7 protein-coding genes and 1 pseudogene are annotated in these 17,277 nt (G+C 41.4%); 1 reads left to right on the top strand and 7 read right to left on the bottom strand.

Going from position 1 to position 17,277, the window contains the following annotated elements; all coding sequences use genetic code 11:
- Positions 1-53: 53 nt before the first annotated feature.
- The 6 genes and pseudogenes from B9A52_RS25465 to B9A52_RS26120 all read right to left on the bottom strand — a co-directional run bounded on the left by B9A52_RS25465 (position 54) and on the right by B9A52_RS26120 (position 11,418).
- Positions 54-224 carry a hypothetical protein gene (locus tag B9A52_RS25465; RefSeq protein ID WP_157370094.1) on the bottom strand — a complete coding sequence of 57 codons (171 nt, stop codon included), beginning with the start codon at positions 222-224 and terminating at the stop codon, positions 54-56.
- On the bottom strand, positions 221-3,487 hold the full coding sequence (locus B9A52_RS06860) for a sensor histidine kinase (protein WP_172805176.1): 3,267 nt from the start codon (positions 3,485-3,487) through the stop codon (positions 221-223). Before B9A52_RS06860 ends, B9A52_RS25465 begins: the two co-directional genes overlap by 4 nt.
- Before the next feature lie 139 nt (positions 3,488-3,626).
- Positions 3,627-6,869 carry an ATP-binding protein gene (locus B9A52_RS26125; RefSeq protein WP_084119600.1) on the bottom strand — a complete coding sequence of 1,081 codons (3,243 nt, stop codon included), beginning with the start codon at positions 6,867-6,869 and terminating at the stop codon, positions 3,627-3,629.
- A gap of 315 nt (positions 6,870-7,184) precedes the next feature.
- Positions 7,185-7,796, bottom strand: coding sequence for an NAD-binding protein (locus B9A52_RS26515; protein ID WP_394334890.1), 612 nt, complete (start codon positions 7,794-7,796; stop codon positions 7,185-7,187).
- 114 nt (positions 7,797-7,910) lie between these two features.
- Positions 7,911-9,036 (bottom strand): annotated as a pseudogene (locus B9A52_RS26510) (cation:proton antiporter); the annotation flags it as partial.
- 177 nt (positions 9,037-9,213) lie between these two features.
- Positions 9,214-11,418 carry a tetratricopeptide repeat-containing sensor histidine kinase gene (locus B9A52_RS26120; protein WP_231955514.1) on the bottom strand — a complete coding sequence of 735 codons (2,205 nt, stop codon included), beginning with the start codon at positions 11,416-11,418 and terminating at the stop codon, positions 9,214-9,216.
- Positions 11,419-11,542: 124 nt separating this feature from the next.
- Here B9A52_RS26120 and B9A52_RS06840 point away from each other — a divergent pair, with 124 nt between their 5' ends.
- A complete protein-coding gene (locus tag B9A52_RS06840; RefSeq protein ID WP_084119598.1) occupies positions 11,543-11,788 on the top strand; it encodes a hypothetical protein in 246 nt (81 codons plus the stop codon).
- 179 nt (positions 11,789-11,967) lie between these two features.
- Here B9A52_RS06840 and B9A52_RS06835 read toward each other — a convergent pair whose 3' ends face one another.
- Complete coding sequence (locus tag B9A52_RS06835) at positions 11,968-17,265, bottom strand: ATP-binding sensor histidine kinase (protein ID WP_084119597.1); 5,298 nt, start codon at positions 17,263-17,265, stop codon at positions 11,968-11,970.
- Positions 17,266-17,277: the final 12 nt, after the last annotated feature.

Here is a 17,277-nt window from a genome sequence, read left to right as displayed (position 1 = left end):
GGCAGTAGTTTCTATTGCACGCATAATATTCCCATTTATGATTTGCATTTAATTTAAGCATTCGGCAACTCAATGACTAATATACAGCCATTCCCATCGAAATTTTCCACCCTGAACTCCCCGCCATGCGTCTTCACAATATCATAAATCGTCTGAATCACACCTGCCTGCCGGACAAGCAGGGATTCAAAAGGATTAATGGATTTCACGGATTTTGTTATCATAAGCTTGGTAGTTGAATGGTAAACTCTGTTCCCTCACCTTCTTTTGTCTCAACTTTGATCTCCCCGCCATGGGCTTTGACTATGTCGTAACTCAAACTCAAACCCAATCCTGTTCCCTGACCGGTGGGTTTGGTGGTAAAGAAAGGCTGGAAGATTTTGTCTTTGATGGAGTCCGGGATGCCGGGGCCGTTGTCGGAGATGGAGATTTGTACCCCCCTGCCCCCCTCAAGGGGGGAGGTGGAGACGGTGACAAGTGGTTTGAGACCTGTCAGGTTTTGAAAACCTGACAGGTCTTGCCCACAAGCTTGAAAAGCATTATTGATCAGGTTGAGCAACACCCTTCCTATATCCTGAGGCACCACATTGACTTTGGGGAGATTGAGGTCAAAATTGGTTTTAAAGTCCGCATTGAAAGATTTGTCCCTTGCACGTAACCCGTGAAAGGAAAGCCGCAGATATTCATCAGCCAATGCGTTGATATCAGTGGGTTCTTTTTCGCCGGCACTGGTACGGCTATGGGCCAACATTCCTTTAACTATGCCTTCGGCACGCTTGCCATGGTGATGGATCTTTTCCAGGTTCTGTTTGATATCATCTAGAATCTCATCCTCCAACTTATCCGCCTCAGTCCATTGTCTTGCTTCTTGGTTCTTGGCTCTTGATTCTTTTATTTCTTCAATCAGTTCCTCGCTGACCTCCGAAAAATTATTCACAAAATTCAGCGGATTCTGAATCTCATGGGCAATGCCTGCGGTGAGTTCACCAAGAGAAGCCATCTTCTCCGATTGGATCAACTGGGCCTGGGTAGATTTGAGGTCGGAGATGGATTTTTCAAGTGCTGCGGTACGCTCGTTCACCCGTTCTTCCAGGATTCGGTTTTCGGCTTTGAGTTTTTGGGAACGCCACTTCACGATGGCGGTAATCACTCCGGCGAATAGCAAGGCATAGATCAGATAAGCCCACCAAGTGGCGTACCAAGGGGGAAGGATGGTGAAAGAAAAAGTCGCCTCATCGCTGACAACATTATGAAGGTTTTTGGCACGAACCCTGAATGTGTAGGTACCGGTAGAAAGGTTGGTATATTCTTTATAAGAATTGTTTCCCCAATCTGTCCAATCTGGGTCAAAACCTTCAAGATAAGTCTTATAAACAGTCCTGTCTTCCTGCTCAAAAAACGGAGCAGCGTACATAAATCTTAAGGAATTGTTGGATTGTTTGAGTTCAAGATTTCCACTTGAATTTAAACTCAGGGTATCAGTCTTGGTAATGGCTTGACGAAGAAGAACTGAAAAAAGCATTTTTTCTTTTTTTGCGGCATTACCCTCCATTCTTACCAAACCATCACTATTGCCCACCCATACTGTCCCGTCGTCCTCAGGAAAGATTACTGTAATGTCATCAAATGGATATGAGTTGAACAATTCATCCTCTAAGATATACTCTCCATCTCCATTAGGTATTGCAAGTGTTATTTTATTATTGGTACCGATCCATACACGGCCAATTGCGTCTTCTATTAAAGAAAAGTTATCTGTACTTGAAAAATCAATTTTAATATTTCCAAAGACATCGTCCGGTTCAAAATTGGAAGTAGAATCATTGAAAGACATAATACCGTCTTCTGACATGGCATATATTTTTCCTGCAGCACCAAATACAACTCCATTTGAATTACTTAGCCCATTTTTTTCTCCAAATGTTTCAATCTTGGAATTTTCAAAATCAATGCCCCCGTCCGAGTTATAAGAAACAATTATCCGGTAAACTATTCCTGTCTGGGTACCTCCCCAAAAATGCCCTAAATTATCTTCTGCAATAGACCAGATTGTATTAACTCCCGTCTCAAAAAATCCTTCTTGATAAAACGGCAAACCTTCATTTCTATTTTCTGATCTCTTTAAAACACCAATTCCCGTACTTGCGCCGTATAAAATCTTATCAGATTTATTTTTTGGTTTGTAAAAATAGTTGGGCTGACCTTGTGTCTTAATTTTCCCAACCAAAGTATTAAGTCTTGAATTATAAACATTCACTACACCATATTTATCATTACCAGGTATCAACAAAAAATCTTCATCTGATTTCAACATAAATATCTGACTGATTGATGTATTGTTAACAAATTCGAATTGTCTTTGGGATTTATTGAATCCATAAGCGCCTGTAGGAGTTCCTACAAACAAAGTCCCATTGGACCTTTCAATTGTTAATACCCCGGCGTTAAGCCCGAGTTGTTTAGAAAACAGTGTAATTGGACTTGTTAAATCAATTTTAGAAATCCCATTATCCAAACCTGTCCATACAATCCCTGAATTATCAAGATACAAGGCATAGACTGAAGGATCCTGCAAACCGGAGGATAGGGAAATTGATTGGATAAATTTTCCTTCAGGTGTTATTTTTATTGCACCTTCCCCAATAACAGATACTAAAATATTTCCGTCGGGAAGAATGATACCCCTATAAAGGAATTTATTTTCTACAATAGGATCTATATCTGTTTTAAATTGAGTAAATTTTTCCCCATCATACTTATAAAAACCATTATTCATAGTTCCAATAAGATATGTTTCTGATCCATCAGATTCGTTACTTAAAGGTAGCATGGTATAAATCCTTTTATCTACCATAGTTTGACCATCAGGAACTAGTGTCAATTCCTCATTCAATAATTTGAAAAGTCCTTTATCAACTTGAGAAACAAAATATTGGTCACCAAAGGAATGAGAAAATGCAAAACCCGTTTCAGTCCCCCACACTTTTAATCCCATGTCCGGTTTGTCTGAATTTTCCTCGATCCTAAAAATGTATTCTCTTGCCTGAAAATAGATATAACTTCCAACTATTCTGATGGACCATATTTGAGAAAAATTCCGGTTAGCCTCTGGAATGATGTCAGTCAGTGAGATAGCCTTAGTTTCCCCATTTTCTAAAATATCAAGATAACCCATGCAACCAGCTCCTCCATAATAGATAGTTCCATTTCTACTTTTGGTTAGCGCTCTTACAGTTCCTGCCTTATTGATACCGCTGATTTTTATTTGAGACCAGTTCACTCCATCATATGAGGTAATACCTGAAGTAGTACCAAAAAACATCAAATTGCTATCATCTTGAATTACCGACCATACCTGAGAGTGTCCTTTGTACATTTTGTATGAATAATTGGTAATCAGAGGGAAACCAAGCTCGGGGTTAGTTTGGGCAGAGGCATTTACAGCAAGGGCAAATAAAAGTCCCAGAGAAAGAAGGGTAGACTTCATAAATAGTTTCATTATTAATTAATTGTGGATTTTTTCATGATTATTGTATTTGATTTAGATGGGCAATTGGACATAAAATGTAGTTCTCAGCCATGAAGCAGTGATTTAAGAGGATTATTGGATGTCACGGAATTTTTTATCATAAGCTTGGTAGTTGAATGGTAAACTCTGTTCCCTCACCTTCTTTTGTCTCAACTTTGATCTCCCCGCCATGGGCTTTGACTATGTCGTAACTCAAACTCAAACCCAATCCTGTTCCCTGACCGGTGGGTTTGGTGGTAAAGAAAGGCTGGAAGATTTTGTCTTTGATGGAGTCCGGGATGCCGGGGCCGTTGTCCTTGACGGAGATTTGTACCCCCCTGCCCCCCTCAAGGGGGGAGGTGGAGACGGTGACAAGTGGCTTGAAACCCTCCAAGGGTTCAAAACCCTTGGAGGGTTGGCCAGCACAAGCCTGAAAAGCATTGTTGATCAGATTCAATAGAACACGCCCGATATCCTGTGGTACTACGTTCACTTTGGGGAGATTGGAATCTAAATCGGTTTTGAAGTCAGCATTGAAAGAATTATCTCTTGCACGCAATCCATGGTAAGAGAGCCGCAGGTATTCATCTGCCAAAGCATTGATATCGGTAAGTACTTTTTCACCGGTAGTCGTACGGCTGTGCTCGAGCATCCCTTTGACAATGGAGCCGGCCCGATTTCCATGGTGATTGATTTTTTTAAGGTTTTGTTTGACATCCTCCAGTATTTCGCTGACCAAAGTCTCGTCTCTCGCTTCTTGGCTCTTGGCTCTTTCTTCTTCTATTTCGTCAATAAGCTCAGCACTCACTTCACTAAAGTTATTCACAAAATTCAAAGGATTCTGAATCTCGTGGGCGATACCGGCCGTGAGTTCACCAAGAGAAGCCATCTTCTCCGATTGGATCAGCTGGGCTTGGGTGGATTTCAGGTCGGTGATGGATTTTTCAAGTGCTGCGGTACGCTCGTTTACCCGCTCTTCCAGGATACGGTTTTCGGCTTTGAGTTTTTGGGAACGCCACTTTACAATAGCGTTGATTATTCCTCCTATAAGCAAGACATAGATCAGGTAAGCCCACCAGGTAGCATACCAGGGAGGCAAGACAACAAATGAAAATACAGCTTCCTCGCTAATCCCTCCGATTTGCGACAAGGCCCGGACATGAAAGGTGTAAGCCCCCGGAGAGAGGTTGGTGTATTCCTTAAAAGTAATGTCATTCCAGTCCAACCAATCCTGGTCGAATCCCTCCAAATAGGTCTGGTATTTGGTTTTCTTTTCCTCATCGAAATAAGGAGCCGCAAACTCAAAGCGATAGGAATTGTCTTTCATCTCACTTGCAGGAAGGGTTTTGTCCCTTCCGTAGGCAATCAAGGGAAGCGTGTCTGTATTGGTTTCTATTCGTCGGATCAGGGTGAAAAATTCCTTATCGCTCTGATTATCCTTTTTCGGGTCATAGCGGATCAAACCTTTCGGGGAAACATACCACATGATGTTGTCCTTATCCAAAAAACCACCTCTTGACAGAAAAGGAAGGACCGAACTTGGTCCATCATCCTTAATAAATCTGTCAGATGCATTTCGTTTGAGAATATATGTGTTCCCATCAATCGATTCGTACAGGACAGTCCCAGTATTTGCCTGATAAAAACCTATCAAGTCCTTCTCGACCATACTGAATTCTTCTGCCGGAATCAACCGTCCCTCCCCCGGTGAATACTTCTGGAAGCCCTTGGAGGACCGTTTAAAAAACTCACCGTCAACTAAGGAAAAAAGGTCCTCAGAAGTATCAAATTCCAAAAAGGTGGTTTTGATATTGGTCAGATCTGAAGTTTCACTGCTCCAATCTCTAAGATCAAGTGCATATAGCCTGTCCGTTCCCATCATAAAGATCGTCCCGTCTTTCCCTTCCATTAGGAAATACTCAATAGGTCCTATATTGGGCACTTTCCCATGAAATTCCCATGGGGACTCATTGGAAAGTGTTCTTCGATAGATAAACAGTCCAGCTTGGGCACCTACCAAAAGAAGATTTGGATTGTTTCTTGGTATCAAAACATAGCGTGAATCGCCTTCGTTTTTAGGCCAATACAAGCCGATCCTTTTCCCGTTTCGGAGCACCTGCAATTCTACCCCGGGAACAATCAAATCATCTCCGTCAAAAATGAAGTCAAAAAGGGCCCTCGGTATAACTCCCGGAACGGGCTGGAATAGCTTTTTCGTCTGATCAAATTTCAAAAAGCCGGTGGAGGTGCCTAAAAACAACTCATCTCCCTTTTTCTGAATTTTCAAGACTGTTGAATTGATTTCCAATTCCTTGCCAAAACTCTGGATCGGGGATTCTATTCCTATCCTCGCCATCCCTTCCTCGGTAGTAGCCCATAAGCCTTTATTTTGGTCTAAATAAACTTTGGACACTACATTTGAAGGCAATCCTTGTGCCAGGCCAATTCTTTTGAGAATTTCTCCATTGGGATTCAGGATCACTACCCCTCCCCCAAGTAGTGCAAGGATATAGTTCCCTTGATAGGGAATAGCATCCCGAAGTAGGGTTCCATCTTCCAATTCCTGGTCGATTCCGGTAGGTAGTTTACGTGATTTGAACCCATCAAACACATAAAAGCCAGTGGTCTGTCCTCCTAAAAGCAGGGATTTGCCAGTCCCGTCATTATAGGGGAGCATAATGGTCAAGCCTACTCCTCCGAAAAACTCTGTATTGGGAATCAGCTTCAACTCCTTCCCGACCGGTCTGTAAAGGCCTTTTCCTGCCTGTCGTACATAATATTCGTTTTCCACGACAAAAGAAATACCAAATGAACTCTCCGCATCCCAGGATTCCAGCGACTTCAAAGTCATATCATCAGCCAGTTCAAGCCTAATAATGGTTTCAAATCCTATCCGAATAAGGAAAGAACCTTGCAAAAAATGGATTTCCCAGGCCTTAAAGCCATCCCTAAACTCCTCCGGAATGAGATGAAGCAACGAAACAGCTTTGGTCCCTTCTTTGTGGTTGAAGTCCAGATAGCCAAAATCCCGACCCACATAAAATATTCGTCCCTTATCATCTTTGGTTAAACTATAAGTGGAAAAGACTTGATTATTTTTAAAGAGCGAACGCCATGAAACTCCGTCATATTCCACAATACCAGATGAAGTCCCAAAGTACATTAGGCCGTCATCGCTTTGCAAAGCGGACCATACCATCGGAGCACCCTCATATTCTTCTGGGCTGTAAGCAGTCAGGGGGAATCTTCCTACCTGCTCATAGATCGACTGGGCGGGGAGAAGAATGGGGAAGAAAAGGGTCAGAAACAAAAATCCAATAAGGAGGTTTCCGGAAGGAAAGTTCGGTCGGAGAGAGGCCATTGGTGTAAAGGTTAAGATAACTGTTTTCCTGAACAGACGCTGGACTCCCTCAGGATTTTTTCAAATAGAATTTCAGAAAACTAAAAATACTAAAATAACTGAAACTCCAATACTTAGTTTGAAAAATTCTACTTAGTTCTTGATAGGCAAAAGAGCCGTGAATAAAGTACCCATTTCCTTTTCACTTGTCTGGTTGGGGTCTGACTATTTCAAGATAATCTCGCAGGCGTGTATCTTTCAGATCCAGTTGGCTCAAAAATCCGACTTAGACATTCATTCAAAAAAAAATGCTGCCGGTATAACTGATCCATTAGGTCAATATTCTTTCACCAAGGTATTGGTATCCTTGTTTTTCAAATCCATGGCTTTGCCCAAATATGCCAATCGACAACCCTTTTCTATTGTTAAATTTTCAGTATGGGCGAGTACTTCTATATTGCCATTTTTGTCTTTCATAAAAATCGCTATGGCATTATCGTCTTTTTCAATTTCATCCAGAAGATAAGAAAAAGAATCATTGGAATCTATCGGGATTTCATGGATAAAAGGATATTGCCGCGCCACCGTAGTTATCTTTACATAATCATGTGTTTTTGAAAAGAGCTCTTTGGAAGCCAGCTCTTTTTCGGATTTCATTTTCTCGGAATTGATCAGTCTAAAAGATCCATGTTCTCCAAACTCTCCCCCAAGCCTTTCAATGGCCTGTTTGTTGATTTCATCATTCCCGGTCATTGCCAAAAGGAATCCCATGTCGTTTAATTCAAGGTATTCATCCAGGTCATCAGAATATATATCGGCATATATGGCTTCTAATCCAATGCTTCTACATCTTTCCAGATTAACGCGGTTGGTGTCAGCGAGAACCACATGCCGGTCATGTTCTTGTAGGTAACGCCCAATTAAGCGGGATGCCTTTGAAGCTCCCACGATCAATACCCCATCAGATTTTTTGATCAAGCCGGCCACAGAAGCGAATAATCTTGCAGTGGTTGCGTTCAATAACACTGTTATCAGCACTACAGAAAAGACAAGCGGAGTGATATACTCTGCGCCTTCAATCCCGGCTTGGGTAAGTTTTGTTCCAAACAAAGAAGCTATACCTGCTGCCACAATTCCCCTTGGACCGACCCAACTGATAAATAACTTTTCCTTAGTCCCTAAAGTAGAGTTGGTGGTGCTCAAAAACACTCCCAAAGGTCTGATAATAAAAATGATGATGGCCAGCAAAATGCCTGTTTCCCACCTAAAAATCAAAATCAGTTCATCTAAATCGATATTGGCAGAAAGCAAAATAAAAAGAATGGATATCAACAATACACTCAAGGTTTCTTTGAAATCGAGTAATTCCTTAAGGTTTGGAAGATCACTATTGCCCAAAAACATATCCATGACCACCACGGACAACAAACTTGACTCATGGGCCAAAAAGTCACTGAAAACGAAAGTGAACAGGACAAAGGACAATGCCACGACGTTCAATAGGTAATGTGGAATCCATTTATTCTTTATTGAATAATAAAGAGCAAAACCAGCGGCGGTTCCAAAAGTCAACCCTACGACAACCACTTTCCCAAAATCCAACAAGGCCTTTCCGGTGTAACCCGCCCCCCCCCTCGATACTGATAAAGTTAAATACCAAAACAGCAATCAGGGCTCCGATGGGGTCAATAAGAATTCCCTCCCACTTCAACACTGCCGAAACGTCCTTTTTGAGAGGAATATTCCTCAGAATAGGATTGATCACCGTAGGCCCTGTCACAATAATCAAGGCAGAAAACAAAAATGAAATACTCCAACTAAAGTCAAACAAAGTGTGTGCAGCTAATCCAGCCCCAAAGAACGTAATCACCGAACCCACACTGATGAGTTTGCCGATGACCGGTCCCACCTTTTTTATTTCTCCTTTGCGTAATGTTAATCCACCTTCAAAAAGGATAATTCCTATGGCCAGAGAAACAAAATTAAACAGGTTTTCATCAGGGAAAAGCCCATAATTTCCTTGGTATATAGGTTGGATCCATTGGGATCTTTCATCTGTAAAAAGGGAAGATATTGGTCCTACAAAAAGGCCTATCAGAATCAATGGCAGGATAGAGGGAATTTTCAGCCTCCACGCAAGCCATTGTGCGAATATTCCCAAAATAATTATTCCTGCTAATTCCAGCATGGGATCTAGTTGAGAGAATTTAATATTGACAAGACCACTAAGAAACGGCTTTTATTAAAATAAGCAACTTTCTTCCATGACATTAATCACAAAAAAAATCATAAAATCAAAGCCAGTTGTTGTAGTAGCGTTTGGAATCATTATGAAATCAAGGTTTTTTCTTTCTCTATTAAAAAATCATTGAATAGGTAGGGTGACTATAAATTCAGAACCTTTTTCTACTTGGGACTTGACAGTGAGTTCTCCCCCATGCGCCTTCACAATATCATAGCTCAGAGATAAGCCCAATCCCGTCCCCTGCCCTGTAGGCTTGGTAGTAAAGAAAGGCTGGAAGATTTTGTCTTTGATGGCATCGGGGATGCCGGGGCCGTTGTCGGAGATGGAGATTTGGACCCACTTGCCATCGCTACCCCCAGCCCCTGAAGGGGAGCCCTCCCACAGTCTGGAGGAGACGGTGACAAGTGGCTTGAAACCCTCCAAGGATTGAGAACCCTTGGAGGGTTCATGTGTGGCCTGAAAAGCATTATTGATCAGATTCAATAGAACCCTTCCAATATCCTGCGGCACAACATTTACTTTGGGGAGTTTGGGATCCAAGTCTGCCTTAAAGTCTGCGTTGAAAGATTTATCCTTTGCACGTATTCCATGATAGGAAAGTCTGAGATACTCATCTGCCAGGGCATTGATATCGGTAAGTACTTTCTCACCGGTACTCGTCCGGCTGTGCTCGAGCATCCCTTTGACAATGGATCCGGCCCGATTTCCGTGGTGATTGATCTTTTTAAGGTTTTGTTTGATATCCTCCAGTATTTCACTGACCAAAGTCTCGTCTCTTGTTTCTTGACTCTTGGCTCTTTCTTCTTCAATCTCTTCAATCAACTCGCTGCTGACCTCCGAAAAATTATTCACAAAATTCAGCGGATTCTGAATCTCATGGGCGATCCCGGCAGTCAATTCCCCGAGAGAGGCCATCTTTTCTGATTGGATCAGCTGCAACTGTGTTGATTTCAATTGATCCAGTGCATTTTCAAGTTTTTCATTTTTAGTTTCAATTTCAATATTTTTGCCCTTCAGAATTTGGTACGCTTTGTCCAATTTGTTCCTGTTTCTAAAAACCATAAAAAGGATTACCAAAAATGTGAACAAGCCTATAAAGGCTGAAAAAATCAGCCACCACTGACGCAAACTGGCTTTTTCAAATTCCAATGTCTTTTTGGAAAATTCATATTCCGCTTCTAGGGTTGCCGCCAAGCGCTGTCCTTGGGCATTGTTTATACTGTCATTGTACTGTTTAAACAGCTTGAAGTTATTCAGGGCTTCAACGTAGTCATTTTCCTTTTCATTGATTTTAGCCAACAATTCATGCGCGTTGCGCTGTTGCATGATCTGATTCATTTTATTGGCCTGTTCCAACCCTTCATTGGCATAAACGAGGGCCTCTTGATAGCTACCTTTTCTATAAAACAATTCTGCCAATCCAATCAAAGAGTGGGAATATGGAACACCATACCCTTTTTCTTTGGCAATGGCGATGGACTGTCGGTATAAAAATTCGGCTTTATCTATACTGTCAAGCGCAACATAAATATCAGCCATTGTCCTTGAGGTCATTTCAATAAATTCCGGACTCTGTAACGCCAGGGAAGAGGCATGTGCTATCTTTATATTTTCAAGGGCTTCAAGCGGTTTGTTCTGCTTGAGCGCTACATCTCCGATGTTGTTATAGGCAAGGATCATCCTTCCCTGATTCCCTATTTGACTATAAATAGCGAGCATTTCCAGATATTTGGATTTAGCTTCCTCTAATTTTCCCTGTTCAAAATATATCATGGCAATGTTGTTCAAAGCTGCCGCTTCAACATTTAAGTTCCCGGTATTTTCAGCTCCTTTTATCGCTTCAAAAAAATTACCCAATGCCTCTGCATAATTTCCAAGATTGAAATATACCAATCCGATGTTATTCAATATTCCTGGAATCAATCTATCATCAGGGATACTTTCTGCGATACTGAGCGCATCTTTGTAGTACTCCAAGGAATTAACAAAATCACCCTTATTTTGGAGTGCATTTCCATATATTTTCAAAGCTTCGGATTCGCCCTTTTTATATTTGGCTTCACGGCACATCAAAATCTGCTTGTCTAGATAAACGAAAGCACTGTCGGGATTACTTTCTGCCAGCATAAATCCCAGATCATTAGCTTTGTTTAAGTAAACAGTATCCTTGGAATAGCCGGGCTTTTCGGCAAGACTTTCGAGTTCGGCTTTTAGTTTTTCAATGGTCTGGGATTGTACAGCTGACTCGAAAATTACAAGAATAAAAAAAACAAGAAAAGAGACCCTTCCAAGTTTGAACCCATACGATCTATAACGGACTTTCATTAGTAAATTATAATTAATTGATATTTTAGAATAGGAAAGGTCGAATTTCAAAGTCATAAAACTTGCATAATTAACTTAAAAAACTACCTTTAACATATAAAATTTGCCCTTTGAATTTAAAATCATGAAAAGAATCTATTCTACTACCGCAAATACCTTTATTTTGTTTTTTTATACGGAATTAGAATCATATTTTGAAATGGTTGATTCAGATTCGGATGACCAAGATAATGATTCCTCTCCCAATGAGTCATCCAACGATGATGAAATGGCGGATGAAGATTTTTCCGAGTTTTCTGTAGATCCTGCACGGACCAGATCTGTTGATCCTGCTCGGACCAGATCCGTTGATCCTGCCCGAACAAGGTAACAATTAACCATATATGTGGAATAAATCCCTGCCTGAATCTGGTTAGGGATGATTTTTTGTGCGGATCAATTATCTTTTTTGTTCTTATTCTAAAACAGATTTTGAATTCATTTAACTTTTCTCTTAAGGTCAAGCCTTTAATAATTTACTCAAAGCAATTTGGAATTGCTTCTTTGAAATCATTTCAATGAGATAGTAAACGTAGATCCTTCCCCTTCTTTGGTTTCTACCTTCAACTCCCCCCCATGCGCCTTCACGATATCATAAGATAAGGATAATCCCAATCCTGTTCCCTGCCCGGAAGGCTTGGTGGTGAAGAAAGGCTGAAAGATTTTGTCTTTGATGGCATCGGGGATGCCGGAACCGTTGTCAGAGATGGAGATTTGTACCTTACCTCCCTGCCCCCCTGGAAGTGGGGAATAGGAAGTGGAAACCTTCACGGTTGGTTGATACCCATCTTCTCCCAATTTCTTTCTTGCATTGACCGCAAAAAATGCATTGTTGATCAGATTCAACAAAACCCTGCTGATATCCTGCGCCACCAAACTCACTCTGGGGAGATCGGGATCGAAAGCGGTTTTAAAGTCGGCGTTGAAGCTTTTATCCTTGGCCCTTAAGCCATGGTAGGACAGCCGGAGGTACTCATCTGCCAAGGCATTGATATCGGTAAGTACTTTCTCCCCGGTATTCGTACGGCTGTGCTCGAGCATCCCTTTGACAATAGATCCGGCCCGATTTCCATGGAGATTGATCTTTTCAAGGTTTTGTTTGATATCCTCCAGTATTTCACTGACCAAAGCTTCGTCCATGCCTGCCTGTCCGACAGGCAGGTCTCGGTTCTTTTTAATCTCCTCCAAAGCTTCCTCAACCATCTCTATAGAAACCTCCGAGAAATTATTCACAAAATTCAGCGGATTCTGAATTTCATGGGCTATACCGGCTGTGAGTTCACCAAGTGAGGCCATTTTTTCGGATTGGATGAGTTGGGCCTGGGTGGCTTTCAGGTTTTCTAAAGAAGCTTTCAACGTGGATGTTCTTTCCTCAATTTTTAACTCCAGGTTTTCATAGAGTTGGGCATTTTCCAATGAAACAGCGATTTGACCAGACAATAATTCAAGAAACCGAACACGGCTTTCCGTAAAAACAGAAGCTTGTAAATTATTTTCCAGATACAGGACACCTTCGGTTTTGCCCTTGCTAAACATTGGCACGCACATCACAGATTTCAATCTTCTTGCTTTCACTATAGAATCGGTCATAAATCTGGGGTCCTGTGAAATATCATTTAAAACAAGATTCTGTTGGGTGTTATAAATAAATTCTATCAGGCTCTCAGGCACCAGGTTATTTTCATAAAAGGGAGTTTCAGTATGAGTAGGGGAGTCGTTTTGCTCTGCAAAAAAGGAGCTTTTTATAAGCCAATTCTCTCCTTTTTTCATTATAATGCAGCCAGATTCCGCACCGGCATTTTTTATGCTGATGTATAGAAGTGTCTTTAACAATCGCTCCTGCACAATCTCTTTGGAAATTGCCTGTGCAGCTTCCATTAGAGTATTAAGATCTAGTTTATTATTTTCTGATATAGAGACGCTGTCCGTTCTTGTTTTAGATTTTACATTCACACTTTCTTTATCAAAACCGATCAGAATTTTTGGGAAACGGATTCGCATATCATTAACTTTTGCATTTGCACCCCATTCCTTGTAGGTCTGGTAAGCTTTCCTCAAGTAATTCTCCGCGATGAAATCGTATCCGGCTGAAAGATAATATAGACCAGCTCTTTCGAGCGAAAGAGCTTCCTCATTGAGAAACTCGCCATTATCCGCACCTTTAATCGCCAGATCATAATGTTTGCGTGCTATTTCACCTTTACCTTCACACCAGGCCATTTCTGCAATTAGGAGATCAAGTTTGTGCTGATGGTTAGCCGGGCAGTATTTGGCCCATTTCCTGAATTGTCCAATATTTTTCCTTGCTCGACGCAGGTAGAATCTCCTTTTACTTCCGTCATTCTCCCGCGCAGCTGCCATACTCAACAGACCCTCGTAGTACCAAAAGATCGCTACATCGTATTTGGCCAATACTGCATCCAACAATGGCCGGGCCAAGGCGGCGTGTTCAATAGCTTCATCATATTGATGGAAAAGATATTTAAGCATCAAGTTGTTTATATGGATCAGGAATGTGCCTGCGCGGTCTTTACGGGCTTCATGGATGGGTGCCATCTTATATTCATCATAGGCTTCGCCTGACAAAACCGTTGGGTTTTCAGACATTCCAAGAAGGTTGAGTACTGCCTGTCGGTATACCTCATTGTAATTATAGTTTGTCTCCTGTTTATATTTTAACATTTGCTCACTGAACATCTTCATCTTACTTTCGCAATATGTAAGGGGTTTGCCGCCCAGGTAGCTATGGTTGCAATAGATATTCACATTTATACAGGCGTATTCAATGGCACCGGTTTCAAACCCTACCTTGTAGGAATAAAGGAAAGGCTCGAGCGACTTATGAACATGTTCGCTCCAATGGTTAATTAGTGCATAGATAGGCGTATAGATCTGAGACAACCATTGCTTTGCTTCAAAGCGGTCGAGCAATGCCAAACCAATTTGACCGAATTGGTAGCCTGTCCTCATATCACCCAATACTCCGCACATCAACAATCCATAGGTTGCAAATCCAAATGCGGATATTTCGGTCACCCCATATTTCACAGAAAGCCTTACCATTCTAAAGATGATAAAGGGAAGTATTTTCGGGCGTGCCCAATAAACAGGAGATGCGATGTTGTTAAGTATTCTTAGTGCTGCGATTTTGTATTGATTGGTCATTTCAGGCAGGTTGGAGATGGAATCTTTATCCTTGCCTATCAACTTGATTTTTGTTCGGATTAAATCGACCATTACCAATGGAAGTGGCCCTTTCGTTGGAAATTTTTCTCCCAGTTGTTCCAAAACTTCAAGGCCTGTATCGATAGCTTCCTGAAGTTTGTTCTGTGCCTTCAGGGCGTTAATCCTAATTGCATAAACCCGAACTACATCCAATAGCTCTTTATGATTTTCCAGTACGGCGTTCAACTTTTCTTCCATGGGTTCGAATTCACCCATATTATAACATATTTCCGCAGCTTCGGTAAACAGCTCAATACTAAGTTGATATTGTGAATTCCAGTGATCAGGCCTCAATAAAGCGATTCCTGTTTCGAAATAGGTAAGGGCCGGCTGAAATGCAGAGGAATCCCGGGCTTTTATGCCAGCCCGGAGATTGAGCTCTGCCAGCATTTCTTTTTCTTCTTCGGATTCAATCAGTTCGTTGCCTTGATTCAATTGATTTACAATGACGAATAAGTAATTTTCCATTTGCTCCTTTGAAACCTTTTCCAGTAGGAGGGAACCAATCCGATAGTGAATCGCAATCCTATCTTTGTCTGATATGAGTGAATAAACCGCTTGCTGTATCCTGTCATGAATGAAACGGTATCCGTAAGCAGTTGGTGTGATGTAGCCTACTAAAAGGGCATCCTGTAGTGCTTTCATTATGGTATCATTCTGTTTGTCCGAAGTGCGATCAGTGTTGTCTGCTGGATTATGGTAACTGGCCAGGGATTCCATATCAAACTGGTTTCCGATACAAGCGGCAACTTTCAAAATCTCCTGTGTTTCTTTCGGCAACAAAGTGATCTTATTGGCGAGCAGGTCCACCACATTGTCTGTAATATTCCGATCTTGGATTTTCTCAATATCCCATTGCCACTCCCGTTTTTTGTGGTCAAAATGCAGCAGGGATTCCTCTGCAAGATTTTTAAGGAATTGTGTTACAAAAAAAGCATTTCCATGGGTCTTTTCATATACTAGATTAGCAAGGGTGGACGTCTCCTCCAGTGGTAATCGGGTCGCGTCTGAAATCAGTTGTTGTACATCTATTTCTTCCAGGTTGCCAATATTGATCTCGCTTATCAAGGCACCTTTTTTACGCATATCGTCCACCGTAGTGATGAAAGGATGGGCCGGACTCACCTCATTGTCTCTGTACGCGCAAATACAAATCAGGTGATTCAGATCTTTGTTGGACATCAGAACGTTCAGCAGGGATAGAGATGCACTGTCTGCCCATTGCATATCATCAATAAATAGTACTATGGGATGTTCAACATCGGTAATGGCTTGAATGAAAGAGCTGAACAAGTAATTCAACCGGTTTTGAGACTCCAAACCGCCAAGCCTCGGGACCTCAGGCTGTAGGCCGATTAAAAGTTTAAGGTTCGGAATGAGATCTGTTAGTATCTTTCCTTCATCTCCCAACAAATTCTTCATCTTTATCTGGAGAGGTTCCAGTCGGGCTTTATTTTCAGTTAGTTTAATGGAAACAAAGCTGGTAAAAGCTTGAATAAATGCAAAATAAGGCACTGACCTCTGAAACTGATCGAATTTCCCCTCAATGAAGAATCCTTTTTTTGCAGTAATCGGGCGATGTATCTCATGCACCAATACAGATTTTCCAGTCCCGGAATAGCCGCCCACCAGCAGAGTTTGTATCTGCCCATCTGAAACGCGGTCGAAGGCTTCCATCAACAATCCCAATTCCTTATCACGTCCATACAGTTTTTGCGGTAGATGGAAATCACCTGAGAAGTCGTGTTGACAGATTTCAAATTCCTCGATATGATTGAGCCGTTTCCAATCATCCAGACAGTATTGCAGGTCTTTCATTAACCCCAATGCTGACTGGTAGCGGGCCTCTGCGTTTTTTGCGGTTAATTTATTGATGATTCGCTCCAGCATATCCGGTGCATCCTTCCGATAGTTCGAAATGGGAGGTAGTTTACTGGTAATGTGAGCATGAATAAGCTCCATGGCATCGGTCGATTGGAACGGTAGGTCACCAGTCAGCATCTCAAAAAAAGTGATTCCGAGAGAATACAAGTCTGTCCGATAATCCATCACACGGTTCATACGACCACTCTGTTCCGGAGAGATGTACATGAGAGTGCCTTCAAGTTTTTCAGGATTATCAAGGCTACTGTTTTTTAGGTTGAGTTTAGTAGAAATACCAAAATCAAGTAAAGTAACTCTTCCATTATTTGGATCGATAATGATATTTTGGCTATTTATATCTTTATGGATAATTTTGGCTTCATGGACTTCAGAAAGGATTCTGGAAATTTCTATGGCGTACTCTAAAAAATCATCGATGCTGAACGCCTCCACCTCCACCATTTCACTGATCGTTTTACCAGGTATATACTCCATCTCAATGACATGGCGGTTGTTTACTCTTTTTCTCTCAAAACTTTTTCGTACACCATTTATAGTCAGTGCGTGAGTTAATTCATATTCATTATAGAATTGGTGTATAGCCTGCGGTGAAGGAAATTCCTGATTCAAAATCTTGGTAATGTAAGTGAATCCCTTTTCTTGATCTTCATTCAAGAAAATCTTTGAACTTTTGCTTTCATATAAGAGATATTCTTCCATTGTAAAAAGGGA

Source organism: Aquiflexum balticum DSM 16537, from assembly GCF_900176595.1.
GTDB classification, from domain to species: domain Bacteria; phylum Bacteroidota; class Bacteroidia; order Cytophagales; family Cyclobacteriaceae; genus Aquiflexum; species Aquiflexum balticum.
The sequence above is the reverse complement of the archived record's forward strand: the minus strand, read 5'-3'. Positions and strand labels throughout refer to the sequence as shown.